The organism is Citrobacter sp. SX206 (assembly GCF_024181025.1).
Taxonomy (GTDB): domain Bacteria; phylum Pseudomonadota; class Gammaproteobacteria; order Enterobacterales; family Enterobacteriaceae; genus Citrobacter; species Citrobacter youngae.
The window spans coordinates 2,727,283-2,750,731 of sequence record NZ_CP049738.1 but is presented as its reverse complement, the minus strand read 5'-3'; the positions used below and the strand labels follow the sequence as shown (position 1 = coordinate 2,750,731).

Here is a 23,449-nt window from a genome sequence, read left to right as displayed (position 1 = left end):
TAAATAATTTACATTTACATAACTTTAATCAACGGTGTGAAGTGGCCTGTCCCTGTTATGGATAAGATATTTAGCATCCATGAATACACTGGGTTGCCGGCTGCCTGGCGTTACCAGACGTAATCACTTAAGCCCGCGTAATAAACGAGACAAAGTGATTAAGTACCCGGCTGACTTCGCGGCTTTTTAGCCATATCATCATGGTGTTCACTTTACCTATCTGTGGCGTAATCATATGACTGCGGACAGGGAAGTTATTCTCATACTGTCTGACAACATTTTCTGGCAACAGCGCAATCCCCATCCCGGCACTCACACAGCCAAGGATCGCCTGAAAAGAGCCAAATTCCAGAGGCTCGGCGTAATCGACCCCCTGTAGGCGCAGCCATTCTCCCAGGCGGGAGCGATAGTTGCACCCTTTAACAAAAACCAGCGGCCTTGTCACCTGGAGGTCAGCGCCAGTAATGACATTCTGGTGCTCTGCCGCCGTTACCAGTACCAGCGTTTCCTGACATAACACGTGTGATTGCAGGGGCGAATTTTCCATATGCAGTCCCTGATGATCGGCAACGAATGCGATTTCCAGTTCATTGTTCAGAATGTGTTGCACCAGCGCTTCAGTAGGGGAGGTTTTCAGGTTTAACTCAATGGAAGGCATTTCGCGGTGGAAATTCGCCAGTATCGAAGGGAGACGTACCGCTGCGGTCGTTTCCATTGCGCCAATTCGCAATGGCCCCGCCACTTTTGTTCCCAGCATCGACAATTCTGCTTCCTCTAACAACGCCAAAATTTTGTTGGCGTAGCGCAGAAGCAGTTCGCCCTCAGGGGTAATGTAGAGTCGATTTTTCTCGCGCACAAACAGAGAGACATCAAGGCTGGCTTCCAGCTGTTTAAGGCGGGTTGTGACATTCGAAGAAACGCAGTTCAGACTACGTGCAGCAGCGGATATGGAGCCCGTTTCCGCCACCGTTTTAAACAAGTTCAGAGAGGTACTGTTCATAGAAGCATCACTCAAAGTGAATGTTTTCGTTATTTTTATTAACTTTTTATTATCATTTCCTTGTGTAAGATAACAATCAAACTTAATTCGTCTTTTGAGGCCAAAATATGGATCTCGATCACAGTGCTGTTGGCCTCCGTCAGTTGAGTACTGCTGTATTTGGTATGATCGTCTTGACCTTAGGAATGGGCATTGGGCGCTTTTTATATACGCCTATGCTCCCGCTTATGCTTCATGAAGAACTGTTTACCTTTTCACAATTATCCATAATTGCCAGCGCCAACTACGCAGGTTACCTTGTTGGCAGCCTCTTTTTCTCTTTTGGTATTTTTAGCGCTGTCAATAAGTTAAGAGTGTTGTTACTGGTCTCAGCACTACTTACCGTCGTGCTGATTTTTTTGATGGCAAAAGTGACCCAGCCAGAAATTATTTTGTTAATCAGGTTCCTCGCAGGTGTGGCAAGCGCGGGAATGATGATATTTGGTTCAATGCTGGTCCTTCAGCATACTCATAACCCTTTTGTTATCGCCTCTTTGTTTTCGGGCGTAGGAATGGGCATTTTTATCGGCAATGAATATGTCATTGCTGGCGTATCCTACGCCTTAAATTCACATGTGTTGTGGATTGGCGCAGCCATAATTTCAGCGATACTTTTCGTCATACTGACGATGCTATTGCCGAAAGATAAGTATATGATCTCCTCAGTAAAAGCTGCCGCAGGTGCGGAGTCGGATATCCAGTGGTGGAATTTAGCCTTACTGTATGGCCTGGCGGGGTTCGGTTATATCATTGTCGCCACGTATTTGCCGTTAATGGCCAGGGGGGGTGGCAACACTTTTTTAGCCGACCATATCTGGTCTATTGTCGGCCTTGCTGTTATTCCTGGCTGCTATGGCTGGCTCTGGGCTGCTCGCAAATGGAATATATTATCCTGCCTGAGCGTTAACTTAATTGTGCAAGCGAGTTGCGTAGTCATGGCCATATTTATTAACTCGCCACTGCTGTTAACCATTAGTTGTATTGGATTTGGCGGCACATTTATGGGTACAAGCTCTTTGGTCATGCCGCTTGCTAGAAAAATAAGCGCACCCGAGAAGATTAATCTCCTCGGTCTTGTTACGCTGACATATGGGATAGGGCAAATCCTCGGCCCATTAGTTGTCAGTGTCTTTCAGAGTAATAAAAATGGGATGACCTACTCCATATTGCTGGGGGCCGCCTCGTTATTTATCGCAGCAGCGATTAGTTATTGGCAATACAACAAAGTTAAATATTCTGGAAAATAATGATAATAGTTATATTTCAGCTAATAACCTTAATAGTTCTTGCGGCAGAACTCGTTTTCAAAAGCAGTATGACTCTGTTCTGCTGTTTAACGGGTTTGCGCTCTTCTCTCTGTGCGCATTTCCCATAATTATCTGGTTTACAGGAGTTTTTATGCCCTATGTAAATATTAAGATCACCAATGAAGGTGTTACCGATAAACAAAAGAAACAGCTGATGGAAGGTGTTACTCAGCTACTGGTGGATGTGCTTAACAAAAATCCTGACACCACTATTGTGGTTATTGACGAAGTCGATACTGATAACTGGGGAATTGGTGGCGTACCGGTGACCGAATTGCGTGAAAAAGCCAGCAAAGAGTGAATCTGATGGCGGGGGGCGTGGGCTCCTCGCCTGATATCAGTTTGTGATAGAACAATTGACCTGGAGAGGGCGTCGATGAGAGTGTTGGCAGGTATTATCCTCTGTTTTCTCGTCGGGCAGGGATTCACGTTCTGTAATGTTCCACTGGGTATGATGTTTGGTGCCCTCTTTACCGTGATTATACTTAAGCGGGTTGGGATCTCCGTAACCTCAATGCCGGGGAGTATAACGGTCATCCAGCTTTCTCTCGGTATCTCAATCGGGATGATGTTTAGGGATTTTTCATATGGTGAACATCGCCAGTTCAGTCTTTTTTTTGCTCTGTTATTACTTTGCTTATCTTTGCAATTTACCTTGAGCTACTTCTGGTGTGTGCGGCGGTTGGGCTGGAGTAAAGAAGAGGCGCTTTTGGGTGCGGTGCCCGGAGCGATGGCGGCGGTGCTGGCGCTAGCCTCCCATATTAAGACTTCGCCACAAAAGATTGTTATCTCGCATTCTCTGCGTCTCATTACCCTGACGTTTCTGGCTGGCTACTTACAGCCCGACTGGAAGCCATTCTGGCCTGATGTTTTAGTCGCAATTCCATAATAACAAAAAGCCCGCTCAAGTTTCCTTAAGCGGGCTTCTTAAATATGGCTCCTCTGACTGGACTCGAACCAGTGACATACGGATTAACAGTCCGCCGTTCTACCGACTGAACTACAGAGGAATCGTGTGAACGGGGCGAATATTAGCGATGCCTGTCTGCGTTGTCAAAGCCTGAATGGATATTCGCGATCGTTTGCTGAAATATTCTTCATTTCGTCGTTTATTCAGACGTAGACGGTTGTTTTATACACTTTTCACGTTCAGAACGTGGGTATTTCCACAGCCAACGGCCTGTGACCATTCGCCAGTAAAATAACGCGGCCCGTACTGCCCAGTCGAAGAACATCCCCATCCAGACGCCAACGACACCCCATCCTAATACGATCCCGAGGGTGTAGCCGGCGACAACACGACAGCCCCACATCCCCAACATGGAGACCCACATAGCGAAACGGGCGTCACGTGCACCTTTAAATCCAGCAGGAAGAACCCATGATGCTGCCCATATCGGCATAAATGCCGCGTTCAGCCAAATCAGGATGACAATGACCTCTTTTACATCCTGATCGTGGGTGTAAAACGAAGCCATCACGCCAGCAAACGGGGCGGTTAGCCAGGCTATGGCGGTTAATCCGATTGTGGAGAGCCAGAATACATGCCGCAACTGGATTTCCGCCTGAGCAATCTGTCCATTTCCCAGACGTCTGCCGGTAATGATAGTAGACGCGGAACCTAAAGCGTTTCCCGGCAGGTTGATCAGTGCCGCTATCGAAAAGGCAATGAAGTTACCGGCAATTACGCTGGTACCCATACCCGAAACAAACATCTGCGTAAGTAACTTGCCACCGTTAAACAGGACTGACTCTATACTGGCAGGAATACCAATCCCCATGACTTCCCAGATGATGGCAAGATTCAGCGGTTTAAAATAGCTCTTCAGGGGAATGCGCAGCGCTGGGTTAAATCCAATCATCAGCACCCATATAATGGCGATGGCACCAATGTAACGTGAAATCGTCAACCCCAGACCTGCGCCGACGAATCCCAGCCCTTGCCAGGAAAAAATGCCGTAGATCAGGATGCTACTGATAATAATGTTCAGGATATTCATACCACCGTTAATCAATAACGGTATTTTGGTATTTCCGGCACCGCGCAGTGCGCCGCTGCCAATTAACGCAATTGCCGCAGCAGGGTAGCTGAGCACTGTTAATTCCAGATAGGTAAGTGCCAGTGCTTTTACATCAGGGGTGGCTTCTCCTGCAACGACATCAATAATCTGCTCACCGAAATAGTGAATCACCGCCGCCAGTACGACAGCAAATATCGTCATGATAACCAGTGATTGTCTGGCTGCGGCTCTGGCGCGTCGGCGATCGCGCTTTCCGAGACTAAAAGCAACCACCACCGTCGTGCCAAGGTCGATGGCGGCGAAAAATGCCATGATGACCATGTTGAAGCTGTCGGCGAGTCCGACGCCTGCCATAGCTTCTTTACCCAACCAGCTCACCAGGAAGGTGCTCAGTACTCCCATCAAGAGTACACAGGTGTTTTCCAAAAAAATGGGGACAGCAAGCGGGGTAATTTCGCGCCAAAAGAGAACTTTATAACGCTTGCGTTTGGCATACCAGGGCGTGCGGGATGCGACCTGGCGTAAGGCTGCGGAGACGTTCAAAGTGGACCTTAATGAAGAAAGTTGAAACCTCATTTCAAATGATGAGGGAGAATCAAAAAAGCTGCAAAGTTTTTTCCATTTAAAATGTCTGTAAATGCAACAAACTGTCGAGAGAAGCACCAATTGATCCCCAATGTAGGAATTGGGGTTTGACAAAAGTTTTTTCGCCGCTAAGATAAGCCTCCACAACGATTCCTCTGTAGTTCAGTCGGTAGAACGGCGGACTGTTAATCCGTATGTCACTGGTTCGAGTCCAGTCAGAGGAGCCATATTTAAGAAGCCCGCTTAAGGAAACTTGAGCGGGCTTTTTGCTTTTTAGCTTTTCAGTAAATCCACCCGACATGCAGGTGGATACTTTACAGACTGGGTATTATCAGAACTGGTAGCTGGCAGTGAGGCTGACGTTACGCGGCTCACCATAGACGATAGAGCCTTCGACATTGGTATCGTAGGTTTTATCGAACAGGTTATTGATATTGCCCTGGAGGGCGAAATTCTTCGTTACCTGGTAGCGAGTGAATAAATCCACCAACGCGTAGCTTCCCTGTTCTGCACGGAACGTGCCGTATGGCGTCACGGTATCGCTATACACTCGATTCTGCCAGTTAACTCCGCCCCCCACGGTCAGTGCCGGCAGGGCAGGCAGGTTATAACGGGTGAACAGTTTTACTGTAGTACGCGGCAGGTTCGGATTGACGGCATTGCCGTCGTTGTCATCCGCAACGTACCGCGTTGCGCCGAAAGTCATCTGCCAGTTATCCGTGATCGCACCGTTCACTTCGAATTCAACGCCTTTGCTGACAGTTCCATCCATCGCTTTAAAGGCCGTATCCCCATTGCTACCGGCGATTGGTACGCCGGTTGATTGCGCCACGTTATCCTGCTCAATGCGGAATACGGCGAGGGTGGTGGTTAAACGGCTGTTCATCCAGTCTGATTTCAGACCAACCTCGTAGTTGTTGCCGGTAATAGGGGAGAGATATTTACCGGAACTGTCGCGTTTGTTCTGCGGCTGGAAGATAGAGGTATAGCTGGCGTAAGTGGACCAGTTATCATCGATGTCATAAACCAGACCCGCATAGGGCGTGGTGTGGTTTTGTTCCATGCTGTAGGTCAAGGTGTCGATACGCCAGTTGGTATAGCGCGCGCCGACGATCAAATGCAATGGGTCGGCCAGAGAAATGCGTGTCGCGGCGTACAGCGATTTCATGTGCGTGGTATCGTCCTGAGCCAATGACTGCGGGTTCCAGTTGGTTTCCGGGAAGTTACCATTGTAGGTATAGAAGCTGCCGATTTCGTTGGGGAAAACATTCGCCCACGAGCTCTCATAACGGTTATTTTGCTTGCTGTAACTGCCGCCCAGCATCAGGTTATGCTGACGACCAAACAGGTCGTAGCCACCATCGGCAAAGAGATCGACGGCATCGACTTTACGCTTGCCGCTGTTCCAGCCTGTTCCACCCACGTAATCATAGCCCGGTCCATAGTTGCCATAGGGACCGATCAGTGTGCCGTCAGCTTTATTAACGTAAGCGTCGACGTACATCATCTTGCTGTCGAACTTGACCTCGGAATGTGTGGCATTCAGGGTTGTTTGCCAGGTATCCGCGAAACGCTGTTTGAGTGACACGAAGACTTTGTTGATGTCTTTGTCATTGTAAGTCCAGTCCGGCGCGGTGCTGCGCGAGCGGTCGTAGCTGTTTTTGCTGCCATCGGTATTCCAGCGCGGCAAGCCGCCCCAGGTCGGACTGTTGATATCAATACGCTGGTATTCGTAACCTGCTGACAGGCTGGTGGTGTCGCCCAGATCGGCATCGACAATCCCCGAGAAAAACATTTTTTCATTGTTGTAACGGTCAAGCCAGGAATCGTTATTTTGATAACCCGCCACGATGCGGGCACGCACGTTGCCGTCTGTCGTCAATGGGCTTTGCAGATCGGTCACATAGCGTTGTTTATTCCAGCTGCCGTATTCCGCGGAGACATTCCCCGTGAACTCACGGCTGGTGGCATGCTTACGGATCATGTTAATGGAGGCTGAAGGGTTACCCGTCCCGGTCATCAGCCCGTTTGCACCACGGACCACTTCGATACGTTCAAACAATGCCGTGTCAGAAAGGGCATCGCCGAGGTTCCAGCGGGATTCAAAATAGGTCGGGATCCCATCGACCATGTAGTTATCGATCTGGAATCCGCGAGAGAAATAGCTGCTGCGATCAGAGTCCGCCTGGCTTTTACTGATCCCCAGGGTGTTATCCATCACATCGCCCAGTGTCTGGAGTTGCTGATCTTCCATACGCTGTTGGCTGACGATGCTGACAGATTGCGGGATATCTCGCTGTGTCATCTGCATTTTTGTGCCTGCGGATGTCGATTTAACGCTGTAATCCTGCTCATCACTGGATGTGGCGGAGGCTGAACCATCAACGATCACGGTCTCTTCTGCGGAGGCGGCGAGGCTGGTACAAGGCAATAACGCAGCCGTAATACAGGCTGCCAGGAGGGATGGGACAATGGCAGAACGATGCTGTTCGTCCCTGTAGTGTGTTGTGAAAGACATCGGAAAGTCCTTGATAATTATTAATATTAAGTTCAAATCACGTGACTGCGTAATGAACCCTTTGGCTGTTAATTATTTTTCTTGCATGAGAATGCAAATGCGAAATATACGCATTCATATTCAATGTGTAAACAAATGCTACGCATAAATGAAATATTGTTTCAGTACTATGTCTGAGCGATAGCGCCGGGAAATGGTTATAAGAACAGCGCTGGCAGGGCTTTTTGCTTAAAAAATCGAGGGTTAAAGTTGAAAGAGCGTGAGTAACTCGCTCATACTCTATACTCGCAGAGTCACCCGGCGTAGCATGGCACAACGCATGGGCTCTTAATGAAAAAGGAAAACGTCGTGGCAGAAGAAACTATATTCAGCAAAATTATTCGTCGTGAAATTCCGTCGGATATCGTATACCAGGATGAACTGGTCACTGCGTTTCGTGATATTTCACCTCAGGCACCAACGCATATTCTGATCATCCCGAACGTTTTAATCCCAACCGTCAACGATGTGACGGCAGAGCATGAGCAGGCGCTGGGACGAATGATCACAGTGGCGGCGAAAATCGCTGAGCAGGAAGGCATTGCCGAAGATGGATACCGTTTGATTATGAATACCAACCGTCACGGCGGTCAGGAGGTGTATCACATTCATATGCATCTGCTGGGTGGACGTGCGCTTGGTCCAATGCTCGCGCATAAAGGTCTTTAAAAATGACCAGAGGATGCATTGCGCTTACGTTGGGTCTGCTGTTGCTGGCTGGCTGCCGTTCACACCCGGAAATTCCGGTCAGTGATGAACAGTCTCTGGTGATGGAATCAACAGTACTGGCGGCGGGTATCACCGCAGAGCCGCCTGAATTAACAACGTCTGATATTCAGGCCTCAGCATCCTCACGACTCTATAACGAAAGACAAGAACCCGTTACCGTTCATTATCGGTTTTACTGGTATGACGCCAGAGGGCTGGAGATGCACCCTCTGGAAGCGCCACGCAGCATGACTATCCCGGCTCGTTCGTCGGTAACGCTGTACGGCAGCGCCAATTATCTGGGGGCGCACAAGGTTAGGCTTTATCTTTATTTGTAAGGGGTGAATCTTGAAGATCAAAATGAATCGCTACGCATTGATTGCCGCGCTGGCGATGTTTCTCTCTGGTTGTGTGGCTCAACGTGAGCCCGCGCCGGTAGAGGAAGTGAAGCCAGTACCGGAACAACCCGTGCAGCCGCAACAGCCAGTTCCGGTTGTACCAACGGTGCCAACCATACCGCAGCAGCCGGGTCCGATTGAACACGAGGACCAAACGGCGCAGCCAACCCCACGTCAGCGTCATTATGACTGGAACGGGGCAATGCAGCCGATGGTCGGCAAAATGCTGCAAGCTGAGGGTGTGAAAGCAGGGGGCGTTCTGCTGGTTGATAGCGTAAATAACCGTACCAACGGCTCGTTAAACGCGGGTGAAGCCACCGAGACTTTGCGAAATGCGCTGGCGAATAATGGTAAATTTACCCTGGTTTCTGCGCAGCAGTTGGCAGTAGCCAAGCAGCAGTTAGGTCTGTCGCCTAACGACAGCCTGGGAACACGCAGCAAAGCGATTGGTATTGCCCGTAACGTTGGCGCGCAGTATGTGCTCTATTCCAGCGCTTCCGGTAACGTCAATTCACCTGCGCTGCAAATGCAATTAATGCTGGTACAAACTGGCGAGATAATCTGGTCAGGTAAAGGTGCTGTTCAGCAACAATAACAAACTGACGCGCGATGAAGTTCTGTCGCGCTATTTCCCGCAGTATCATCCCGTCGCAGCCAGCCAGAGCGGCCTAAGCGGCGGGAGCTGCATCATCGAACATCAAGCCCACCGTTTAGTGTTGCGCTGTCATCACGATCCTTACGCGCCAGAATCGCATTTCTTACGCCACTATCATGCGTTAAAGCATTTGCCAGAAAGTCTTGCGCCGCGTCCTCGCTTTTATACGCGCGGATGGATGGTCGTCGACTTTTTTCACGGTAAGGTAGAATCCAGATTACCGGACGCCGACGAACTCGCTGGCTTATTGTATCATCTGCACCAGCAGCCCCGATTCGGCTGGCGAATCAGCCTGCTGCCGCTACTCGAGCAGTACTGGCAGTGTAGCGATCCAGCACGTCGTACGTCATGCTGGTTGCGCGCCCTGAAGCGGCTAAGAAAAAGCGGTGAGCCTCGACCTTTGCGCCTGGGGCCGCTGCATATGGATGTCCACGGCGACAACATCGTACGTACAGACTCAGGGCTGCGGCTGATTGACTGGGAATATGCCGGCGACGGTGATATCGCGCTGGAACTGGCGGCGGTATGGGTCAGCGATGAGTCCCAGCACCAACGGCTGGTTAGCGCCTACGGCCAACGAGCGCATATTGAGCAAGATGCGCTCTGGCGACAGGTCAGGCGATGGCAAATCTGGATAATGATGCTGAAGGCGGGGTGGTTTGAGTATCGCTGGCAACAAACCGGCGATCGACAATTTATCAGGCTGGCCGATGAAACCTGGCGGCAGCTAACAATGAAAGGATAAGGAGAGCAGTGTGGGCCCAGTAATGTTGGATGTCGAAGGGTATGAGCTGGACGCTGAAGAGCGTGAGATTCTGGCGCATCCGCTGGTAGGTGGGTTGATCCTCTTTACCCGAAATTATCATGACCCGGAGCAGTTGCGTGAATTAGTGCGCCAGATCCGCGCGGCATCGCGTAATCATCTGGTGGTGGCAGTGGATCAGGAAGGGGGGCGCGTCCAGCGCTTTCGTGAAGGTTTTACCCGTCTGCCCGCGGCGCAATCTTTTGCTGCACTGCATGGGCTGGAAGAGGGGGGCAAACTGGCTCAGGAAGCTGGATGGCTGATGGCCAGTGAAATGATCGCGATGGATATTGATATTAGCTTCGCGCCCGTTCTGGATGTGGGGCATATCAGCGCAGCAATCGGCGAGCGCTCTTACCATGCCGATCCGCAAAAAGCGTTAGCGATGGCAACCCGCTTTATTGATGGCATGCATGCGGCCGGAATGAAAACGACCGGTAAACACTTCCCCGGACATGGTGCAGTGACGGCGGATTCGCATAAAGAAACGCCAACCGATCCGCGTTCAGAAGCCGAGATCCGCGCGAAAGATATGTCGGTATTCCAGACGTTAATCACTGAAAACAAACTGGATGCCATTATGCCTGCGCACGTCATCTACAGTGATGTGGACCCGCGCCCGGCGAGCGGCTCGCCACACTGGTTAAAAACGGTACTGCGTCAGGAGCTGGGTTTTGACGGCGTGATTTTCTCCGACGATTTGTCGATGGAAGGTGCGGCGATTATGGGGAGCTACGCCCAGCGTGGACAGGCATCGCTGGATGCAGGTTGCGATATGATCCTGGTCTGCAATAATCGTAAGGGAGCGGTCAGTGTGTTAGATAATCTGTCGCCGATCAATGCAGAACGTGTTACACGTTTGTATCATAAAGGTTCATTTTCACGTCAGGAACTGATGGACTCGGCACGCTGGAAGACGGTAAGCGCCCAGCTCAACCAGCTTCATGAGCGCTGGCAGGAAGAGAAAGCAGGTCATTAACGCACGTTTGGCGAGGATGCGATGATTATCTATTTACACGGTTTTGACTCTAACAGTCCGGGCAACCACGAGAAAGTATTGCAACTGCAATTTATTGACCCGGATGTCAGGCTGATTAGCTACAGTACGCGGCATCCTAAACATGATATGCAGCATCTGCTGAAAGAAGTGGACAAAATGCTGCAGCTTAATGTCGACGACCGACCGCTGATTTGTGGCGTCGGGCTCGGGGGATATTGGGCAGAACGAATTGGTTTCCTGTGTGATATTCGTCAGGTGGTGTTTAACCCTAACCTGTTCCCGTATGAGAATATGGAAGGGAAAATCGACAGGCCGGAAGAGTATGCTGATATCGCCACAAAATGTGTGACCAACTTCCGCGAGAAAAATCGCGATCGCTGCCTGGTTATTCTGTCACGCCATGATGAAGCCTTGAACAGCCAGCGTTCATCGGAGGAGCTGCATCATTACTATGAAATTGTATGGGATGAAGAACAAACCCATAAATTCAAAAACATCTCCCCGCATTTGCAGCGAATCAAAGCGTTCAAGACGTTAGGTTAATCTTTACTGAGCGTTTAAAAAACCAGCCTTCGGGCTGGTTTTTTTGTCCTAAAAGTCTGGGTTGTCTATCTTTTCAACATCAAAACTTGATGCACATCAATTTTGGTATGACCAATGCACCGTTCGTGTTATTCTCAGTCTCGAGGAACATTTTCAATATCGTAACTTGTTGTTAATTAAAGGCTATATACATAACTTTTAATTAACAATTGGTTAATAAATTTGAGGGGGTCACGTTGACTACACCATTGAAAAGGATCGTGATTGTCGGCGGCGGTGCTGGCGGACTGGAAATGGCGACGCAGTTGGGTAAAAAACTGGGTCGTAAGAAAAAGGCAAAAATCACGCTGGTAGACAGAAACCACAGCCACCTGTGGAAACCGTTGCTGCACGAAGTAGCAACAGGATCGCTGGATGAAGGTGTTGATGCGCTGAGCTATCTGGCGCATGCCCGTAACCATGGGTTCCAGTTCCAGCTGGGTTCGGTGATGGATATCGATCGTGAAGCGAAAACCATCACGATTGCTGAGCTGCGAGACGAGAAAGGCGATCTGCTGGTCCCTGAGCGTAAAGTGCCATATGACACGCTGGTGATGGCACTGGGCAGTACGTCCAACGATTTCAACACGCCGGGCGTCAAAGAGAACTGTATTTTCCTCGATAACCCGCACCAGGCGCGTCGCTTCCACCAGGAAATGCTGAATCTGTTCCTGAAATATTCTGCAAACCTGGGCGCGAACGGCAAAGTGAATATCGCTATCGTCGGCGGTGGTGCAACGGGGGTAGAACTCTCCGCTGAGCTGCACAATGCGGTAAAACAGTTGCACAGCTATGGTTATAAAGGGCTGACCAACGAAGCGCTGAACGTCACACTGGTGGAAGCCGGTGAACGTATTTTGCCAGCGTTGCCGCCGCGTATTTCCAGCGCCGCGCATAACGAGTTAACCAAGCTGGGCGTACGTGTACTGACTCAGACGATGGTCACCAGCGCTGACGAAGGTGGGTTGCATACCAAAGATGGCGAGTACATCAAAGCTGATCTGATGGTGTGGGCAGCAGGTATCAAAGCGCCAGACTTTATGAAAGAGATTGGTGGTCTGGAAACCAACCGTATCAACCAACTGGTGGTTGAACCAACCCTGCAGACGTCGCGTGATCCGGACATCTATGCGATTGGTGACTGTGCTTCCTGCGCGCGTCCGGAAGGGGGTTTTGTGCCGCCGCGTGCCCAGGCTGCGCACCAGATGGCATCCTGCGCGATGAACAACATTCTGGCGCAGATGAACGGTAAACCGCTAAAAGCGTATCAGTATAAAGATCACGGTTCTCTGGTTTCTCTCTCCAACTTCTCTACCGTGGGCAGTCTGATGGGCAACCTGACGCGTGGCTCAATGATGGTGGAAGGGCGTATTGCACGCTTTGTCTACATTTCACTGTACCGTATGCACCAGATTGCGCTGCATGGTTACTTCAAAACCGGCCTGATGATGTTGGTTGGCAGCATTAACCGGGTGATTCGTCCGCGTCTTAAACTGCACTAATACTGGCTTATAATGCCGGATGGAATGCTTCATCCGGCACTTTCTTTCAGAGTTCTCTGAATCATGCTGCTTTACCCCCTTTCTCCGCGATTTTCATCCGTAATCTGATTGGCATTATTTACCTTCTGTTGCAAAGTTGTTGCTAATAGCAAAAAAGGAGGAAGTCCCGTGAATAAATCAATGTTGGCGGGTATAGGGATTGGCGTAGCTGCTGCGCTGGGTGTGGCAGCGGTGGCCAGTCTAAACGTTTTTGAGCGTGGCCCACAGTTTGCACAAGTCGTCTCTGCAACACCGATTAAAGAAACGGTAAAAACACCGCGCCAGGAATGTCGTAACGTAACGGTTACTCACCGTAAACCTGTACAGGATGAAAACCGTATTGCCGGTTCCGTGCTGGGTGCGGTTGCCGGGGGCGTAATTGGTCATCAGTTTGGTGGTGGCCGCGGCAAAGACATTGCGACCGTTGCTGGTGCGCTAGGTGGCGGTTATGCAGGTAACCAGATTCAGGGGTCAATGCAGGAAAACGATACGTACACAACCACACAACAACGTTGTAAAACAGTGTATGACAAATCAGAAAAAATGCTGGGCTACGACGTAACGTATAAAATTGGCGATCAGCAGGGCAAAATCCGCATGGATAAAGATCCCGGTACGCAAATTCCGCTGGATAACAACGGCCAGTTGGTTCTGAATAACAAGGCGTAAAATAGCGTTATCATGAATATTAGCCCCCCATCGCTCAGGCTGGGGGGCTTTTTTTATCAGAAGGTTAAGGCATAGTTCAAACCAAAGGTGCGACCCCGACCTTTGTATTCATACAAGGATGGACTGCCATAAGTCGGGCTGTAGAGTAACGGTGCACGCTGTCCCCATAGGGTGGTGTACTCTTCATTCAGCAGGTTCTCAACGCTAAAGGTCAGTTTACCCAGCGGGAGCTGATAGCTGCCGATAAAGTCCATCGTATTGTACCCATCCAGCTTGTTGCCACTGGCGTCGCTCAGGTCAAATGTCTGCTGACTCTGTACTCGCAGAGACCACGGTTCTGGCGCCCAGCCAACCCATGCGGTTGCTTTAGATGGCGAAGCCAGAGTGACATCCCATTTTTGCCATTTACCGTTTTGCTTCACTTCCGATTTAATGATGTTGAAGTTACTTCCCAGACTCCAGTCTGTATCAGCAATGAAATAATCCACCGCGCCTTCAAGGCCATAAATCCGGCGATCGTCGGGTTGTACGTTAATGGTCATATCGTTGCGGTTAACGACGATCGATTTATCAGACGTGGAATAGTAAGCGGCGAGCTGTGTACGCAGGTTATCGCCGGTGTAGCGCCACCCCAGTTCGTAAGAGTTAACTTTAATGCCTTCCAGACGTGAATCCGCTACGTTAACACTGCGCTGGAGCTGATAATGATCGCCAACCAGCGAGTAGGTACCGTTGCCGTAGTATTTTCCGGGGTCGGGAAGTTCCACACCTTGAGAGAAGTTGAACCAGGTCTGCTGGCGATCGGTCAGGTGTGCGAGGATGCCCGCGTTAAACAGGAAGTTATCATAGTCTGCTTTGCCACCCGGGATACTATCAGCAGAGTTCGCCAGACCCGTTGCGATGCCTTGTTGTTGCGTATAGCCGACAAAATCATCAACGCGGTTTTCAGTCCACTGGTAGCGGATACCGCCGCTGAGCGTAAAGATGTCATTAATGTCGTAGCTGTTTTGCAGGAAAGGCGCGAAGTTGGTGATGCTGTAACCGGGATAGCGCCCGGTGGTGTAGGCCGTTCGGTTATCCATACCGCCAGAGGGGAGGGAATAAGCCAGATCGAAGAATTCTTGATTGGAATCGAATGTTTCGTGATCGGCGTCGATACCCCATGTCAGTTCCCAGTTTTCCATCAGCTGGCTGTTGAGGGTGATTTTGGCACCAAACTGGTCAGTATCCTGCTGTGATGCGGAGAAACTGGTGACCTTACCTTTGCTCAGCGTAGGGAAGGGATAGAATTTAAGTGATTCGTCACGGTAATAGATCTGGCTGACCAGATTCTGGCCGAAGAAATTGGCATCGGAATATTGCAGACTGATCAGATGCCGTTCCGTGCCGGGGATACGGTCGGAATTGAGACCGCTGCTGGTATGAGCGTTGCCGGTTCCCGTCACGGCAGACATGTTCTTGCCGAGATCCAGTCCGTAGTCGTCATCTCCCTGGCTTTTGTAGTACTGCGTAACCAGCTGCAGCTGGCGGTTGTCATCAAGCTCAATCGTCCCGGTACCCATCAGATCCAGGCGATCGGAATGCTGCAGACCGGTTTGGGTATTATCGAGCATTAAGGCGTCGTGGTTGGCATCATACCACCCCCCAAACCGTTGATAAGCGACAGACATGCGTCCGGATGCGCGGTCGGTTCCTCCGCTCACTGCGGCGGCAACACGCTCGTCATGATCGTTACTGTTGTTGAAACCGCTTTTGTTGCCCAGTTCGAGTTCAACTTCACGCTCAGGCTGACCTTTTTTGGTAACGATGTTGATCAAACCACCGGTACTTCCGCCGCCATACAGCGATGTTGCCCCGGAGATAACTTCAATGTGTGCAATATTAAACGGATCAATGGAGTCGAGCTGGCGGCTGTCGGTGCGGGAAGAGTTGAGACGAACACCGTCAATAAGCACAACGATGGCGCGACCACGCATGTTCATCCCGTAGTTGGTCCGTCCCTGGCTGCTGACGTCGATTCCGGGGATCAACTGAGCCAGAACATCTTTAAGCTCTTTTCCCCCCTGAACCTGCTGTTCAATCTCTCTGCCTTCGATAACCCATGTCGTTTGCGCCATTTCTGCCACGGTGCGTTGGCTCCGGTTGGCGCTGACGATGAGATCTTCTTCTTCTGCCGCCATTGCCGGTAGGGTTAAAGACAGTAACAGAGGATTGAGCACCCAGAGATGCTTATTCATTTGTATTCCTTATAAAATTTGTTGGCCTGTTTTTATTTTTACGGCATGGAAACCGATCGTTACATTATGAAACGGGTATTAAAACAAATGCGAATATTGCTGATAATGATTGACATTATCAATGTGTTTTACAAAATAAATGCATTAACCCAATGAAAACAATAAAGAATGTAGGGGTTAAGATGTGCCGTTTCCACCAGGAGCAGCGTAAGCTCCCGGTGATGACATTAAGACGTGGGTAGTGTGGAAGTGGTTAATTTTTAATCAGTTCAGGCCACAATCGTAATGTGGTGTGCGCGATCTGCATCAGTTTTTCGAACGAGGCTCCTTCGCGGGCGCTGATCGACATACCCTGCAAAATACAGTTCAGATATTCAGCCAACTTTTGTACATCGCAGTGTGCTGGTATTTCACCCTTTTCCTGTCGTTGATGCAGAAACTGAGCCAGCGTCTGTTCCTGCATGGCGTGACGGGATTTAACCGTGTGCGCAATGTCCCGGGAGGAGGCGGCCAGCGTAGCGGATGTGTTAATCATGAAACATCCCGCAGGCGTGTCTTTACTGGTGAAGCAGGTCGCTATGGCGGTGAAATAGTCCTCAAGTGCAGATTCGAGGCTTTTTTCTTCACAAAACAGTTGGGCTTCGTGTTTTGCCGCGAAGCGACTGATATAGCGGTCCAGCACGGCACGAAACAGTCCTTCCTTATTGGTAAATTCTGCATACAGCGTAGGCGCTTTTGCCCCGGTTGCTTCTACGAGATCGGCGAGCGATGTCGCTTCATATCCGTGCTGCCAGAAGAGTGTCATGGCCTTATCAAGCGCGGCTTCCCTGTCGAACACTTTTGGTCGGCCACGGCTTTTTTTTGCACAACCTGTCGTTTCAGTTGTCATGGTGCCGTTGTACCTTGTTGGGTTTATTGAATAACCATTATAAAAATAATCGCGCAGACACTCCAGTGCATTCAAGATAAAAATAATTCAATGCTATTGATATGAAAAATAAGACCTTTGTACTTTAAATAACAATCGTTATAAAAAAATGTTGACGTGTGACCTGGATCACATCTATGATTTATCTATCGATCGTTAAGTTAATCGCTTACGGCACACATTCATCTGCTAAAGGTCACTATCATGAAAAACGTAAAAACTCTTTTTGTCGCTGCTGTCCTGAGCTCACTTTCATTTGCAAGCTTTGCCGCTGTTGAAGTTCAGGCTACACCTGCAGGCCAACAGAAAGTCGGTATTATCTCCGCCAACGCCGGGACTAATTTAGGTTCTCTGGAAGATCAACTGGCACAGAAAGCAGATGAAATGGGGGCGAAGTCATTCCGTATTACTTCTGTTACCGGTCCTAACACCCTTCACGGGACTGCAGTTATCTATAAATAAGTTGTAAGCCCTCGCAATGCCACTGCGAATTCAATAAAAAACCCCGCGGGAACAAACCGGCGGGGTTTTTTTATGGCCTGAATTTACAGCGTTTGTGCAGGAGCATCGTGATGGCGCGTCACGTCTACAGGCATGCCTGAACGTAGCTCCATTGCATGTTCCATCACCGCTGCGTCTGTTTGTGCCGCATTTTTAAAGTTCTGCATTGATGAATTCAACACGATTGGCAGTAACTGCGGGTCGTCATTAATCTTTTCTGACAGCGGTTGGTGTACTTCAACCAGGCGCATACCGTTAGGTTCAACTGAGGCTTTAATCGGCGTGTTGATGATGTTCACTTTGGTTCCCGGCGTAACCTGACGGAATAAGGTTTCAATATCACCGTCACGCAGGCGAATACACCCGGAACTAACACGCATACCGATGCCAAAATCCGCGTTGGTTCCATGCAGCAAATACACACCGCCGTAAGCCGCTAAGCGGATTGCATGATGGCCCATCGGGTTATCCGGCCCGGCAGGTACTACGGCAGGGAGGTCGATACCATTGGCTTTATACCGTGCGCGGATATTCGCTGTTGGTGTCCAGGTCGGGTTAGCACGCTTATCAGAGATGGTGGTGACCATTGTTGGCGTCAGGGTGTCGCCGCCTAACTGGCCAATGCCAATGGGATACACGGTCACCGATTTTGTCCCTGGCTGGTAATAGTAAAGACGCAGTTCGGCGAGGTTAATGACAATCCCTTCGCGTGGGGCATCCGGTAGCAGAGTTTGCAATGGGATGGTTAAAACACTGCCCGGGCGAGGTACGTATGGATCGACGCCGGGGTTAGCCTGCAGCAGCGCTAAAAAGCCGACGTTGTATTTTTTCGCAATGGCTTCCAGCGATCCGCCGTTGTTTTCGACAACGTGAGTGGCATTTTCGCCCACCAGTTTGCTGCCTGGCGGCGGGAGCGGCCAGGTATTCGCTTGAGCCGGGAGCGCTAATGCGACGGTCGCCGCGAGCGTAAAAAGCGTTAGCCAGCGAGAGAGTCGTTTATTGTTTAACATCACCTAAATCCATTGTTTTTACGTGGTTTTTATTATGTAAAAGTAAACAGGAATTATGGCGGTTTGCTGTGTCGGGAAGTGCAGGGAAGTGCAAAGAGTTTGTAAATTCATCGGCCGGGCAAGCACCGTGCTCACCCGGCCGGAACGCTATGCTATGGCGTTTTCTTCCAGTTGACGCATAAACTGACGTACCCAGTCGATACGGGTTTTACGCTCAGCTAAATCTTGCATGAACTTCAGCCTGGTTGGGCCATCCAGACGGAAGTGTTGGGGTTGCTTTTGCAGTAAGCCAATCAGCCACACCGGGTTGACGTGGTTCTTCTCGGCAAACTCAATCGTCCCGCCTTTTTCATTGCCTTCTAGCTTTCTGATACCCAGTTTTTGCGCTTGCTGGCGCAAACGGGCAATATCCAGCAACGTACGGGCCGGGTCAGGCAACAAACCAAAACGGTCTATCAGCTCGACCTTAATTTCTTCCAGCTCGTTTTCGCCTTTCGCACTGGCAATGCGCTTGTAGAACGACAGTCGCGTATTCACATCGGGGATGTAGTCATCTGGCAATAGTGACGGCATCCGCAACTCGACTTCAGTTTGCTGGTTGGTGAGATCTTCGAGTGACGGTTCGCGTCCCTCTTTTAGCGCGTCAACCGCGTTCTCCAGCAGTTCCATGTATAGTGAGAAGCCGATTGTTTCCATCGAACCGCTCTGATCTTCGCCCAGCAGTTCCCCCGCGCCGCGAATTTCGAGGTCGTGAGTGGCTAGCGCAAAACCTGCACCCAAATCTTCCAGTGATGCAATTGCCTCAAGGCGTTTTTGTGCATCGGTGGTCATCGCTTTTGGATGCGGCGTCAACAGCCAGGCATAGGCCTGATGGTGTGAGCGTCCCACGCGGCCGCGTAGCTGGTGCAATTGTGCCAACCCGAAATGGTCAGCGCGCTCGATAATAATGGTGTTAGCGGTTGGAATGTCGATCCCGGTTTCGATGATGGTGGTACACACCAGCACGTTGAAGCGCTGATGGTGGAAATCGTTCATCACGCGTTCCAGCTCGCGTTCGCGCATTTGCCCGTGTCCAATCCCGATTCGCGCTTCCGGTACCAGCTCTGCCAGCCTGTCAGCGGTTTTCTGGATGTTTTCAACATCGTTGAACAGATAGTAGACCTGCCCGCCGCGCAGCACTTCACGCAGGATAGCTTCGCGTACCACCAGGCTATCGTATTCGCGTACGAAGGTTTTGACCGCCAGACGACGAGCGGGCGGTGTGGCGATGATCGACAGATCGCGCATGCCGCTCATCGCCATATTGAGCGTACGCGGGATCGGGGTTGCGGTCAGCGTCAGAATATCGACATCGGCGCGCATTGCTTTAATACGCTCTTTGTGACGGACACCGAAGCGGTGCTCTTCATCGACAATCAGCAGACCCAAATCTTTGAGTTTCACATCGCTTTGCAGCAGTTTGTGCGTGCCGATGAGAATATCGATTTTACCTTCGGCAACCTGCTCCAGAATCTGCGCTTGCTCTTTGGCGCTACGAAAACGGGACAGCATCTCAATGCGCACGGGCCAGTTGGCAAAACGATCGCGGAAGTTGTCGAAGTGCTGCTGGGCGAGCAGGGTGGTCGGCACCAGCACGGCAACCTGCTTGTGATTCTCTACGGCGAGGAAGGCGGCGCGCATCGCCACTTCGGTTTTACCGAAGCCGACATCGCCACACACCAGGCGGTCCATGGCCAGCGGCTGACACATATCGCTGAGTACCGCGTTAATCGCCTGCGCCTGGTCAGGCGTGGTTTCAAACGGGAAGCTGTCGCAAAACAGCTGGTACTGCTCGCGGTCATGCTTAAAGGCAAAGCCTTCTTTCGCCGCACGCTGGGCGTAAATATCCAGCAACTCCGCCGCGACGTCACGTACCTTCTCGGCGGCTTTCTGCCGGGCGCGCGACCAGGCATCGCCGCCCAGTTTATGCAGCGGCGCATTCTCTTCTGCACCGCCCGCATAGCGACTGATCAGATGCAGTGACGACACCGGCACGTACAGTTTGGCGTCGTTGGCGTAGGTGAGCATCAGGTATTCGCCGGTAATGCCGCCCGCTTCCAGCGTGGTCATACCGGCATAGCGACCCACGCCGTGCTCAAGGTGCACGACGGGTTGCCCCGGATGCAGCTCCGCGAGGTTACGAATTAACGTATCCGGGTTGATGGTACGACGAGAATCCTGGCGGCGGCGCGCCACGCGTTCACCCAGCAGATCGCTTTCACAAATCAGCGCCAGATTGCGTTTGCTATCGATGAAGCCATGCTCGGCTGCACCAATCATCAAATAACGACCATTGTCTGCGGCTTCATCAAGACGCAATATCCGCTTCGGCGCAACTTTGATGCGAGCCAGAAGTTCGCCGAGTGCTTCACGGCGACCTTCACTTTCCACTGAGAAAATTACCGGACCGGTAAAGCTCTCAAGGAATTTACGTAACGCATCTAACGGTGATTTTTGCTGCGCCTGCACGGCGATATCCGGCAGCTTCTGGAACCCGAGGTTAGTATTCGCAGCTTTGTTCGCCAGACTCTCGGTTTTTAGCTGAACGCGCGGCCAGCGTTTCAGTTCAGAAAACAGCTCATCCACCCGCAGCCACAGTGATTCAGGTGGCAGAAGCGGGCGCATCGGATCAACGCCGCGATTCTCAAAACGTGACAGGGTATCGGCCTGGAAGCGTTCTGCGCTGGTCTCGATATCACCGGTATTCACCAGCAGCGTATTGGCCGGGAAGTAGCTGAACAACGGCGGCAACGGCTCGCTGAAAAATAGCGGCTGCCAGTATTCAATACCCGCAGGTAACGTGCCTTTGCTGACCTGCTGATAAATATGTTCGGCGTCGCGTTTAACCTCAAAGGTGTCGCGCCACTGACTGCGGAACAGCTCGATGGCCGTTTTGTCAGTCGGGAATTCGTGTGCGGGAAGCAAATTAATGGCGTCGACTTCTTCCAGCGTGCGCTGGGTGTCAGTATCAAACAGGCGCAGGCTGTCGATTTCGTCATCAAAGAAATCAAGGCGATAAGGCAGCTCGCTGCCCATCGGGAACAGATCCAACAACGCGCCGCGCGTGGCGTATTCGCCGTGTTCCATGACCTGATCAACATGGCGATAGCCGGCGCTGTCCAGTTGCTCACGCAGGGCATCACGCGACAGGCGCTGACCCTTTTTCATCACCAGTGCATGACCGTGTAGATAGCTGTGCGGGCAGACGCGCTGCATCAACGTGTTGACCGGTACGATCAGCACACCGCGTTGCATCGCAGGCAGTTGATACAACGTGGAGAGTCGCGAGGAGATAATTTCCTGATGTGGGGAAAAACTGTCATAGGGCAGTGTTTCCCAGTCAGCCAGATTCATCACCATCTGGTCGGTAAACTGACGAATTTCATCATGCAAACGCAGTGCATTTTGCATGTCCGGCGCGATCAGCACCACTGGCCCCGCGTGATGTTCAGCTATTTCGGCGACCAGCGTCGCGCAGGCGGCACCGGTAAGTTCACCCAACTGGCGCTGATCGCCAGCTTTTGCTGGAAGCGTGTAACGATGTTGTTCAGGCATTCGGTTGTCAGGATCTCGTTTGGATATACGTCTGATAAGCAATGTTTCTTTATTATCCGTGATCGTTTCTCATAAGCAAATTGATTCGCCCCCTGATGGGGGCAAAAAGCGCGTTAGGGTTAGCGCGAAACGACCGATAAGGAAGGCGGGGAAAAGAGCAGGTCGGCCACTGTTTTTTGTGAAATTTTACGCACTAACAGGCCAAACAAGGTGCACAGCAGCAGGCAGGCGAACGGATACACCAGCAGCAGGGCCAGCTCTGCATATGCAGGCCAGGCGGCATGATTGATTTTGGGGATTAGCGTTAAGCTGAACAGCTCAACCAGAATACGGTGGGTGGTGTAGATGGCGATGGTATTGGCGCCAATCACGCTTAACGGGCCGGACTCACGCATACCAAAGCGCAGCTCAAATTGATAAAACAGCTTCATGATCAGCACAATGGAAAGAAGAGAAAGTAATAGTGAAACATTTGCCAGCCATGCAACGGCGGCGACGATTGTACTAACCAGAAAAAGCACAGAATGGCGGCGCAGGGGAACCTCTTTGAACCATGCCATCAGCGTTGCACCAAACCACGCGCCGAGGCTGTAGTATGGCAGGTTACGAATGACGCTGTTCATTCCCCACCACGGCGTCGGGACATAATTGATCGCCACGCTCAACACGACAAATAACGCCAACAATGGCGCCGCCCAGCGGCTGAAAAGCTTACACAAAACAAAATAAACAATCAGTGCGTACAGATACCACAAGCTGGTGCTGGCGGTGAGCATCCCGTGGGTAAAATCACTGATCGAACCGGCATAGGCGGCGTTGGCGGTATGGTTCAGATCGCGCTGCGGGGCCAGCCAGTTATTGAGCGCGACTAACGCCAGCCATTGTACCACTCCCCAAAGCACCAACACCCAGGCGATGCTCCAGATTCGTTTATCCAGACAGGTTGTCCACGGGACGCTATCGATATAGCGACGGATCAGATACCCCGAAATAAAGAAAAACACCGGCATGCGAAACGGCGCCAGGTACAAGTTCAGGTAAATCCAGCATTTGCTCAGTATCTCTGAAAGCGGATGCTGAAACGTAGTGAGGTGTGGGTAAAACGTGATTACCGAGTGATAAATTACCACCAGACAAATACATAACCCTTTGATCTGATTAATCCATAGTTCTTTTTTAATCATCGAGACGGCGTATCCATATTGATTGCTATAGCCTGCCATCCTGCGCAACTCGCGGTGGGCTGTAATGCGTAACTGTCTGCATTTTGTTTTTTTAAGATAAAGATCAGGGAGCTGGACTTAAGGAAAGAGAG

Annotated in this window: 21 protein-coding genes and 2 tRNA genes; 13 read left to right on the top strand and 10 right to left on the bottom strand. The window is 50.8% G+C overall.

Annotated elements, in window-relative coordinates; all coding sequences use genetic code 11:
- Positions 1-127: 127 nt before the first annotated feature.
- Positions 128-1,000, bottom strand: coding sequence for a LysR family transcriptional regulator (locus G8S19_RS13585; protein WP_253685376.1), 873 nt, complete (start codon positions 998-1,000; stop codon positions 128-130).
- A gap of 107 nt (positions 1,001-1,107) precedes the next feature.
- Between G8S19_RS13585 and G8S19_RS13580 the strand changes: the two genes are divergently transcribed.
- The 3 genes from G8S19_RS13580 (at position 1,108) to G8S19_RS13570 (ending at position 3,235) form a co-directional block, all read left to right on the top strand.
- Complete coding sequence (locus tag G8S19_RS13580) at positions 1,108-2,286, top strand: MFS transporter (RefSeq protein ID WP_253685374.1); 1,179 nt, start codon at positions 1,108-1,110, stop codon at positions 2,284-2,286.
- Positions 2,287-2,437: 151 nt separating this feature from the next.
- The gene (locus tag G8S19_RS13575; protein ID WP_061067728.1) at positions 2,438-2,647 is read left to right on the top strand and encodes a 4-oxalocrotonate tautomerase family protein; all 210 of its coding nucleotides are present in this window, start codon (positions 2,438-2,440) and stop codon (positions 2,645-2,647) included.
- Between the two features lie 75 nt (positions 2,648-2,722).
- Complete coding sequence (locus G8S19_RS13570; protein WP_253685372.1) at positions 2,723-3,235, top strand: AbrB family transcriptional regulator; 513 nt, start codon at positions 2,723-2,725, stop codon at positions 3,233-3,235.
- 45 nt (positions 3,236-3,280) lie between these two features.
- Here G8S19_RS13570 and G8S19_RS13565 read toward each other — a convergent pair.
- The 3 genes from G8S19_RS13565 to G8S19_RS22505 form a co-directional block, all read right to left on the bottom strand.
- Positions 3,281-3,356: transfer RNA gene (locus G8S19_RS13565), tRNA-Asn, on the bottom strand.
- Between the two features lie 99 nt (positions 3,357-3,455).
- Complete coding sequence (locus G8S19_RS13560; RefSeq protein ID WP_225807936.1) at positions 3,456-4,943, bottom strand: EmmdR/YeeO family multidrug/toxin efflux MATE transporter; 1,488 nt, start codon at positions 4,941-4,943, stop codon at positions 3,456-3,458.
- Positions 4,944-4,989: 46 nt separating this feature from the next.
- A complete protein-coding gene (locus tag G8S19_RS22505; RefSeq protein ID WP_353622658.1) occupies positions 4,990-5,097 on the bottom strand; it encodes a DUF5951 family protein in 108 nt (35 codons plus the stop codon).
- Between the two features lie 6 nt (positions 5,098-5,103).
- On the opposite strand from G8S19_RS22505, the gene G8S19_RS13555 reads away from it, so the two are divergent.
- Positions 5,104-5,179, top strand: a tRNA-Asn gene (locus tag G8S19_RS13555).
- A gap of 104 nt (positions 5,180-5,283) precedes the next feature.
- Here G8S19_RS13555 and fhuE read toward each other — a convergent pair.
- Positions 5,284-7,470 (bottom strand): ferric-rhodotorulic acid/ferric-coprogen receptor FhuE, encoded by a 2,187-nt coding sequence (gene fhuE / locus G8S19_RS13550; RefSeq protein ID WP_219352506.1) that lies wholly within the window; start codon positions 7,468-7,470, stop codon positions 5,284-5,286.
- Positions 7,471-7,818: 348 nt separating this feature from the next.
- Here fhuE and hinT point away from each other — a divergent pair, with 348 nt between their 5' ends.
- The 8 genes from hinT to G8S19_RS13510 all read left to right on the top strand — a co-directional run bounded on the left by hinT (position 7,819) and on the right by G8S19_RS13510 (position 13,864).
- Positions 7,819-8,178 (top strand): purine nucleoside phosphoramidase, encoded by a 360-nt coding sequence (gene hinT / locus G8S19_RS13545; RefSeq protein WP_005121105.1) that lies wholly within the window; start codon positions 7,819-7,821, stop codon positions 8,176-8,178.
- A gap of 2 nt (positions 8,179-8,180) precedes the next feature.
- Positions 8,181-8,555 carry a YcfL family protein gene (locus G8S19_RS13540; RefSeq protein WP_048211964.1) on the top strand — a complete coding sequence of 125 codons (375 nt, stop codon included), beginning with the start codon at positions 8,181-8,183 and terminating at the stop codon, positions 8,553-8,555.
- A 22-nt stretch (positions 8,556-8,577) separates the two neighbouring features.
- Positions 8,578-9,210 carry a penicillin-binding protein activator LpoB gene (gene lpoB / locus G8S19_RS13535; protein WP_048212601.1) on the top strand — a complete coding sequence of 211 codons (633 nt, stop codon included), beginning with the start codon at positions 8,578-8,580 and terminating at the stop codon, positions 9,208-9,210.
- Positions 9,191-10,015, top strand: a complete 825-nt coding sequence (gene thiK / locus G8S19_RS13530; RefSeq protein WP_124021655.1) for a thiamine kinase — start codon at positions 9,191-9,193, stop codon at positions 10,013-10,015. Before lpoB ends, thiK begins: the two co-directional genes overlap by 20 nt.
- Positions 10,016-10,025: 10 nt before the next feature.
- Positions 10,026-11,051 (top strand): beta-N-acetylhexosaminidase, encoded by a 1,026-nt coding sequence (gene nagZ / locus G8S19_RS13525; RefSeq protein ID WP_124021656.1) that lies wholly within the window; start codon positions 10,026-10,028, stop codon positions 11,049-11,051.
- Positions 11,052-11,072: 21 nt separating this feature from the next.
- A complete protein-coding gene (gene ycfP / locus G8S19_RS13520; RefSeq protein ID WP_061067733.1) occupies positions 11,073-11,615 on the top strand; it encodes an alpha/beta hydrolase YcfP in 543 nt (180 codons plus the stop codon).
- Between the two features lie 236 nt (positions 11,616-11,851).
- Complete coding sequence (ndh, locus tag G8S19_RS13515) at positions 11,852-13,156, top strand: NADH-quinone dehydrogenase (RefSeq protein ID WP_048211961.1); 1,305 nt, start codon at positions 11,852-11,854, stop codon at positions 13,154-13,156.
- A gap of 168 nt (positions 13,157-13,324) precedes the next feature.
- Positions 13,325-13,864 carry a glycine zipper 2TM domain-containing protein gene (locus tag G8S19_RS13510; RefSeq protein ID WP_048211960.1) on the top strand — a complete coding sequence of 180 codons (540 nt, stop codon included), beginning with the start codon at positions 13,325-13,327 and terminating at the stop codon, positions 13,862-13,864.
- Between the two features lie 56 nt (positions 13,865-13,920).
- On the opposite strand, the gene G8S19_RS13505 is transcribed toward G8S19_RS13510, so the two are convergent.
- Together G8S19_RS13505 and comR are read right to left on the bottom strand one after the other, a co-directional pair.
- The gene (locus tag G8S19_RS13505; protein ID WP_253685370.1) at positions 13,921-16,101 is read right to left on the bottom strand and encodes a TonB-dependent siderophore receptor; all 2,181 of its coding nucleotides are present in this window, start codon (positions 16,099-16,101) and stop codon (positions 13,921-13,923) included.
- Positions 16,102-16,354: 253 nt separating this feature from the next.
- Entirely contained in the window at positions 16,355-16,990 is a 636-nt protein-coding gene (comR, locus tag G8S19_RS13500) for a TetR family copper-responsive transcriptional repressor ComR (RefSeq protein ID WP_253685368.1), read from the bottom strand.
- Positions 16,991-17,233: 243 nt separating this feature from the next.
- Here comR and bhsA point away from each other — a divergent pair, with 243 nt between their 5' ends.
- A complete protein-coding gene (gene bhsA, locus G8S19_RS13495; protein WP_040231961.1) occupies positions 17,234-17,491 on the top strand; it encodes a multiple stress resistance protein BhsA in 258 nt (85 codons plus the stop codon).
- An 83-nt stretch (positions 17,492-17,574) separates the two neighbouring features.
- Here bhsA and G8S19_RS13490 read toward each other — a convergent pair whose 3' ends face one another.
- The 3 genes from G8S19_RS13490 to G8S19_RS13480 all read right to left on the bottom strand — a co-directional run bounded on the left by G8S19_RS13490 (position 17,575) and on the right by G8S19_RS13480 (position 23,318).
- On the bottom strand, positions 17,575-18,540 hold the full coding sequence (locus tag G8S19_RS13490) for a L,D-transpeptidase family protein (RefSeq protein ID WP_061067736.1): 966 nt from the start codon (positions 18,538-18,540) through the stop codon (positions 17,575-17,577).
- Between the two features lie 147 nt (positions 18,541-18,687).
- Complete coding sequence (gene mfd / locus G8S19_RS13485; protein ID WP_115643519.1) at positions 18,688-22,134, bottom strand: transcription-repair coupling factor; 3,447 nt, start codon at positions 22,132-22,134, stop codon at positions 18,688-18,690.
- Between the two features lie 119 nt (positions 22,135-22,253).
- Positions 22,254-23,318 (bottom strand): acyltransferase family protein, encoded by a 1,065-nt coding sequence (locus G8S19_RS13480; protein ID WP_115643518.1) that lies wholly within the window; start codon positions 23,316-23,318, stop codon positions 22,254-22,256.
- Positions 23,319-23,449: the final 131 nt, after the last annotated feature.

Bases quoted from the DNA above. Each gene is read 5' to 3' on its own strand.
- G8S19_RS13585 (WP_253685376.1), bottom strand. From the start codon at position 1,000: ATGAACAGTACCTCTCTGAACTTGTTTAAAACGGTGGCGGAAACGGGC.
- G8S19_RS13580 (WP_253685374.1), top strand. From the start codon at position 1,108: ATGGATCTCGATCACAGTGCTGTTGGCCTCCGTCAGTTGAGTACTGCT.
- G8S19_RS13575 (WP_061067728.1), top strand. From the start codon at position 2,438: ATGCCCTATGTAAATATTAAGATCACCAATGAAGGTGTTACCGATAAA.
- G8S19_RS13570 (WP_253685372.1), top strand. From the start codon at position 2,723: ATGAGAGTGTTGGCAGGTATTATCCTCTGTTTTCTCGTCGGGCAGGGA.
- G8S19_RS13560 (WP_225807936.1), bottom strand. From the start codon at position 4,943: ATGAGGTTTCAACTTTCTTCATTAAGGTCCACTTTGAACGTCTCCGCA.
- fhuE (WP_219352506.1), bottom strand. From the start codon at position 7,470: ATGTCTTTCACAACACACTACAGGGACGAACAGCATCGTTCTGCCATT.
- G8S19_RS13540 (WP_048211964.1), top strand. From the start codon at position 8,181: ATGACCAGAGGATGCATTGCGCTTACGTTGGGTCTGCTGTTGCTGGCT.
- lpoB (WP_048212601.1), top strand. From the start codon at position 8,578: ATGAATCGCTACGCATTGATTGCCGCGCTGGCGATGTTTCTCTCTGGT.
- ycfP (WP_061067733.1), top strand. From the start codon at position 11,073: ATGATTATCTATTTACACGGTTTTGACTCTAACAGTCCGGGCAACCAC.
- G8S19_RS13505 (WP_253685370.1), bottom strand. From the start codon at position 16,101: ATGAATAAGCATCTCTGGGTGCTCAATCCTCTGTTACTGTCTTTAACC.
- comR (WP_253685368.1), bottom strand. From the start codon at position 16,990: ATGACAACTGAAACGACAGGTTGTGCAAAAAAAAGCCGTGGCCGACCA.
- bhsA (WP_040231961.1), top strand. From the start codon at position 17,234: ATGAAAAACGTAAAAACTCTTTTTGTCGCTGCTGTCCTGAGCTCACTT.
- G8S19_RS13490 (WP_061067736.1), bottom strand. From the start codon at position 18,540: ATGTTAAACAATAAACGACTCTCTCGCTGGCTAACGCTTTTTACGCTC.
- mfd (WP_115643519.1), bottom strand. From the start codon at position 22,134: ATGCCTGAACAACATCGTTACACGCTTCCAGCAAAAGCTGGCGATCAG.
- G8S19_RS13480 (WP_115643518.1), bottom strand. From the start codon at position 23,318: ATGATTAAAAAAGAACTATGGATTAATCAGATCAAAGGGTTATGTATT.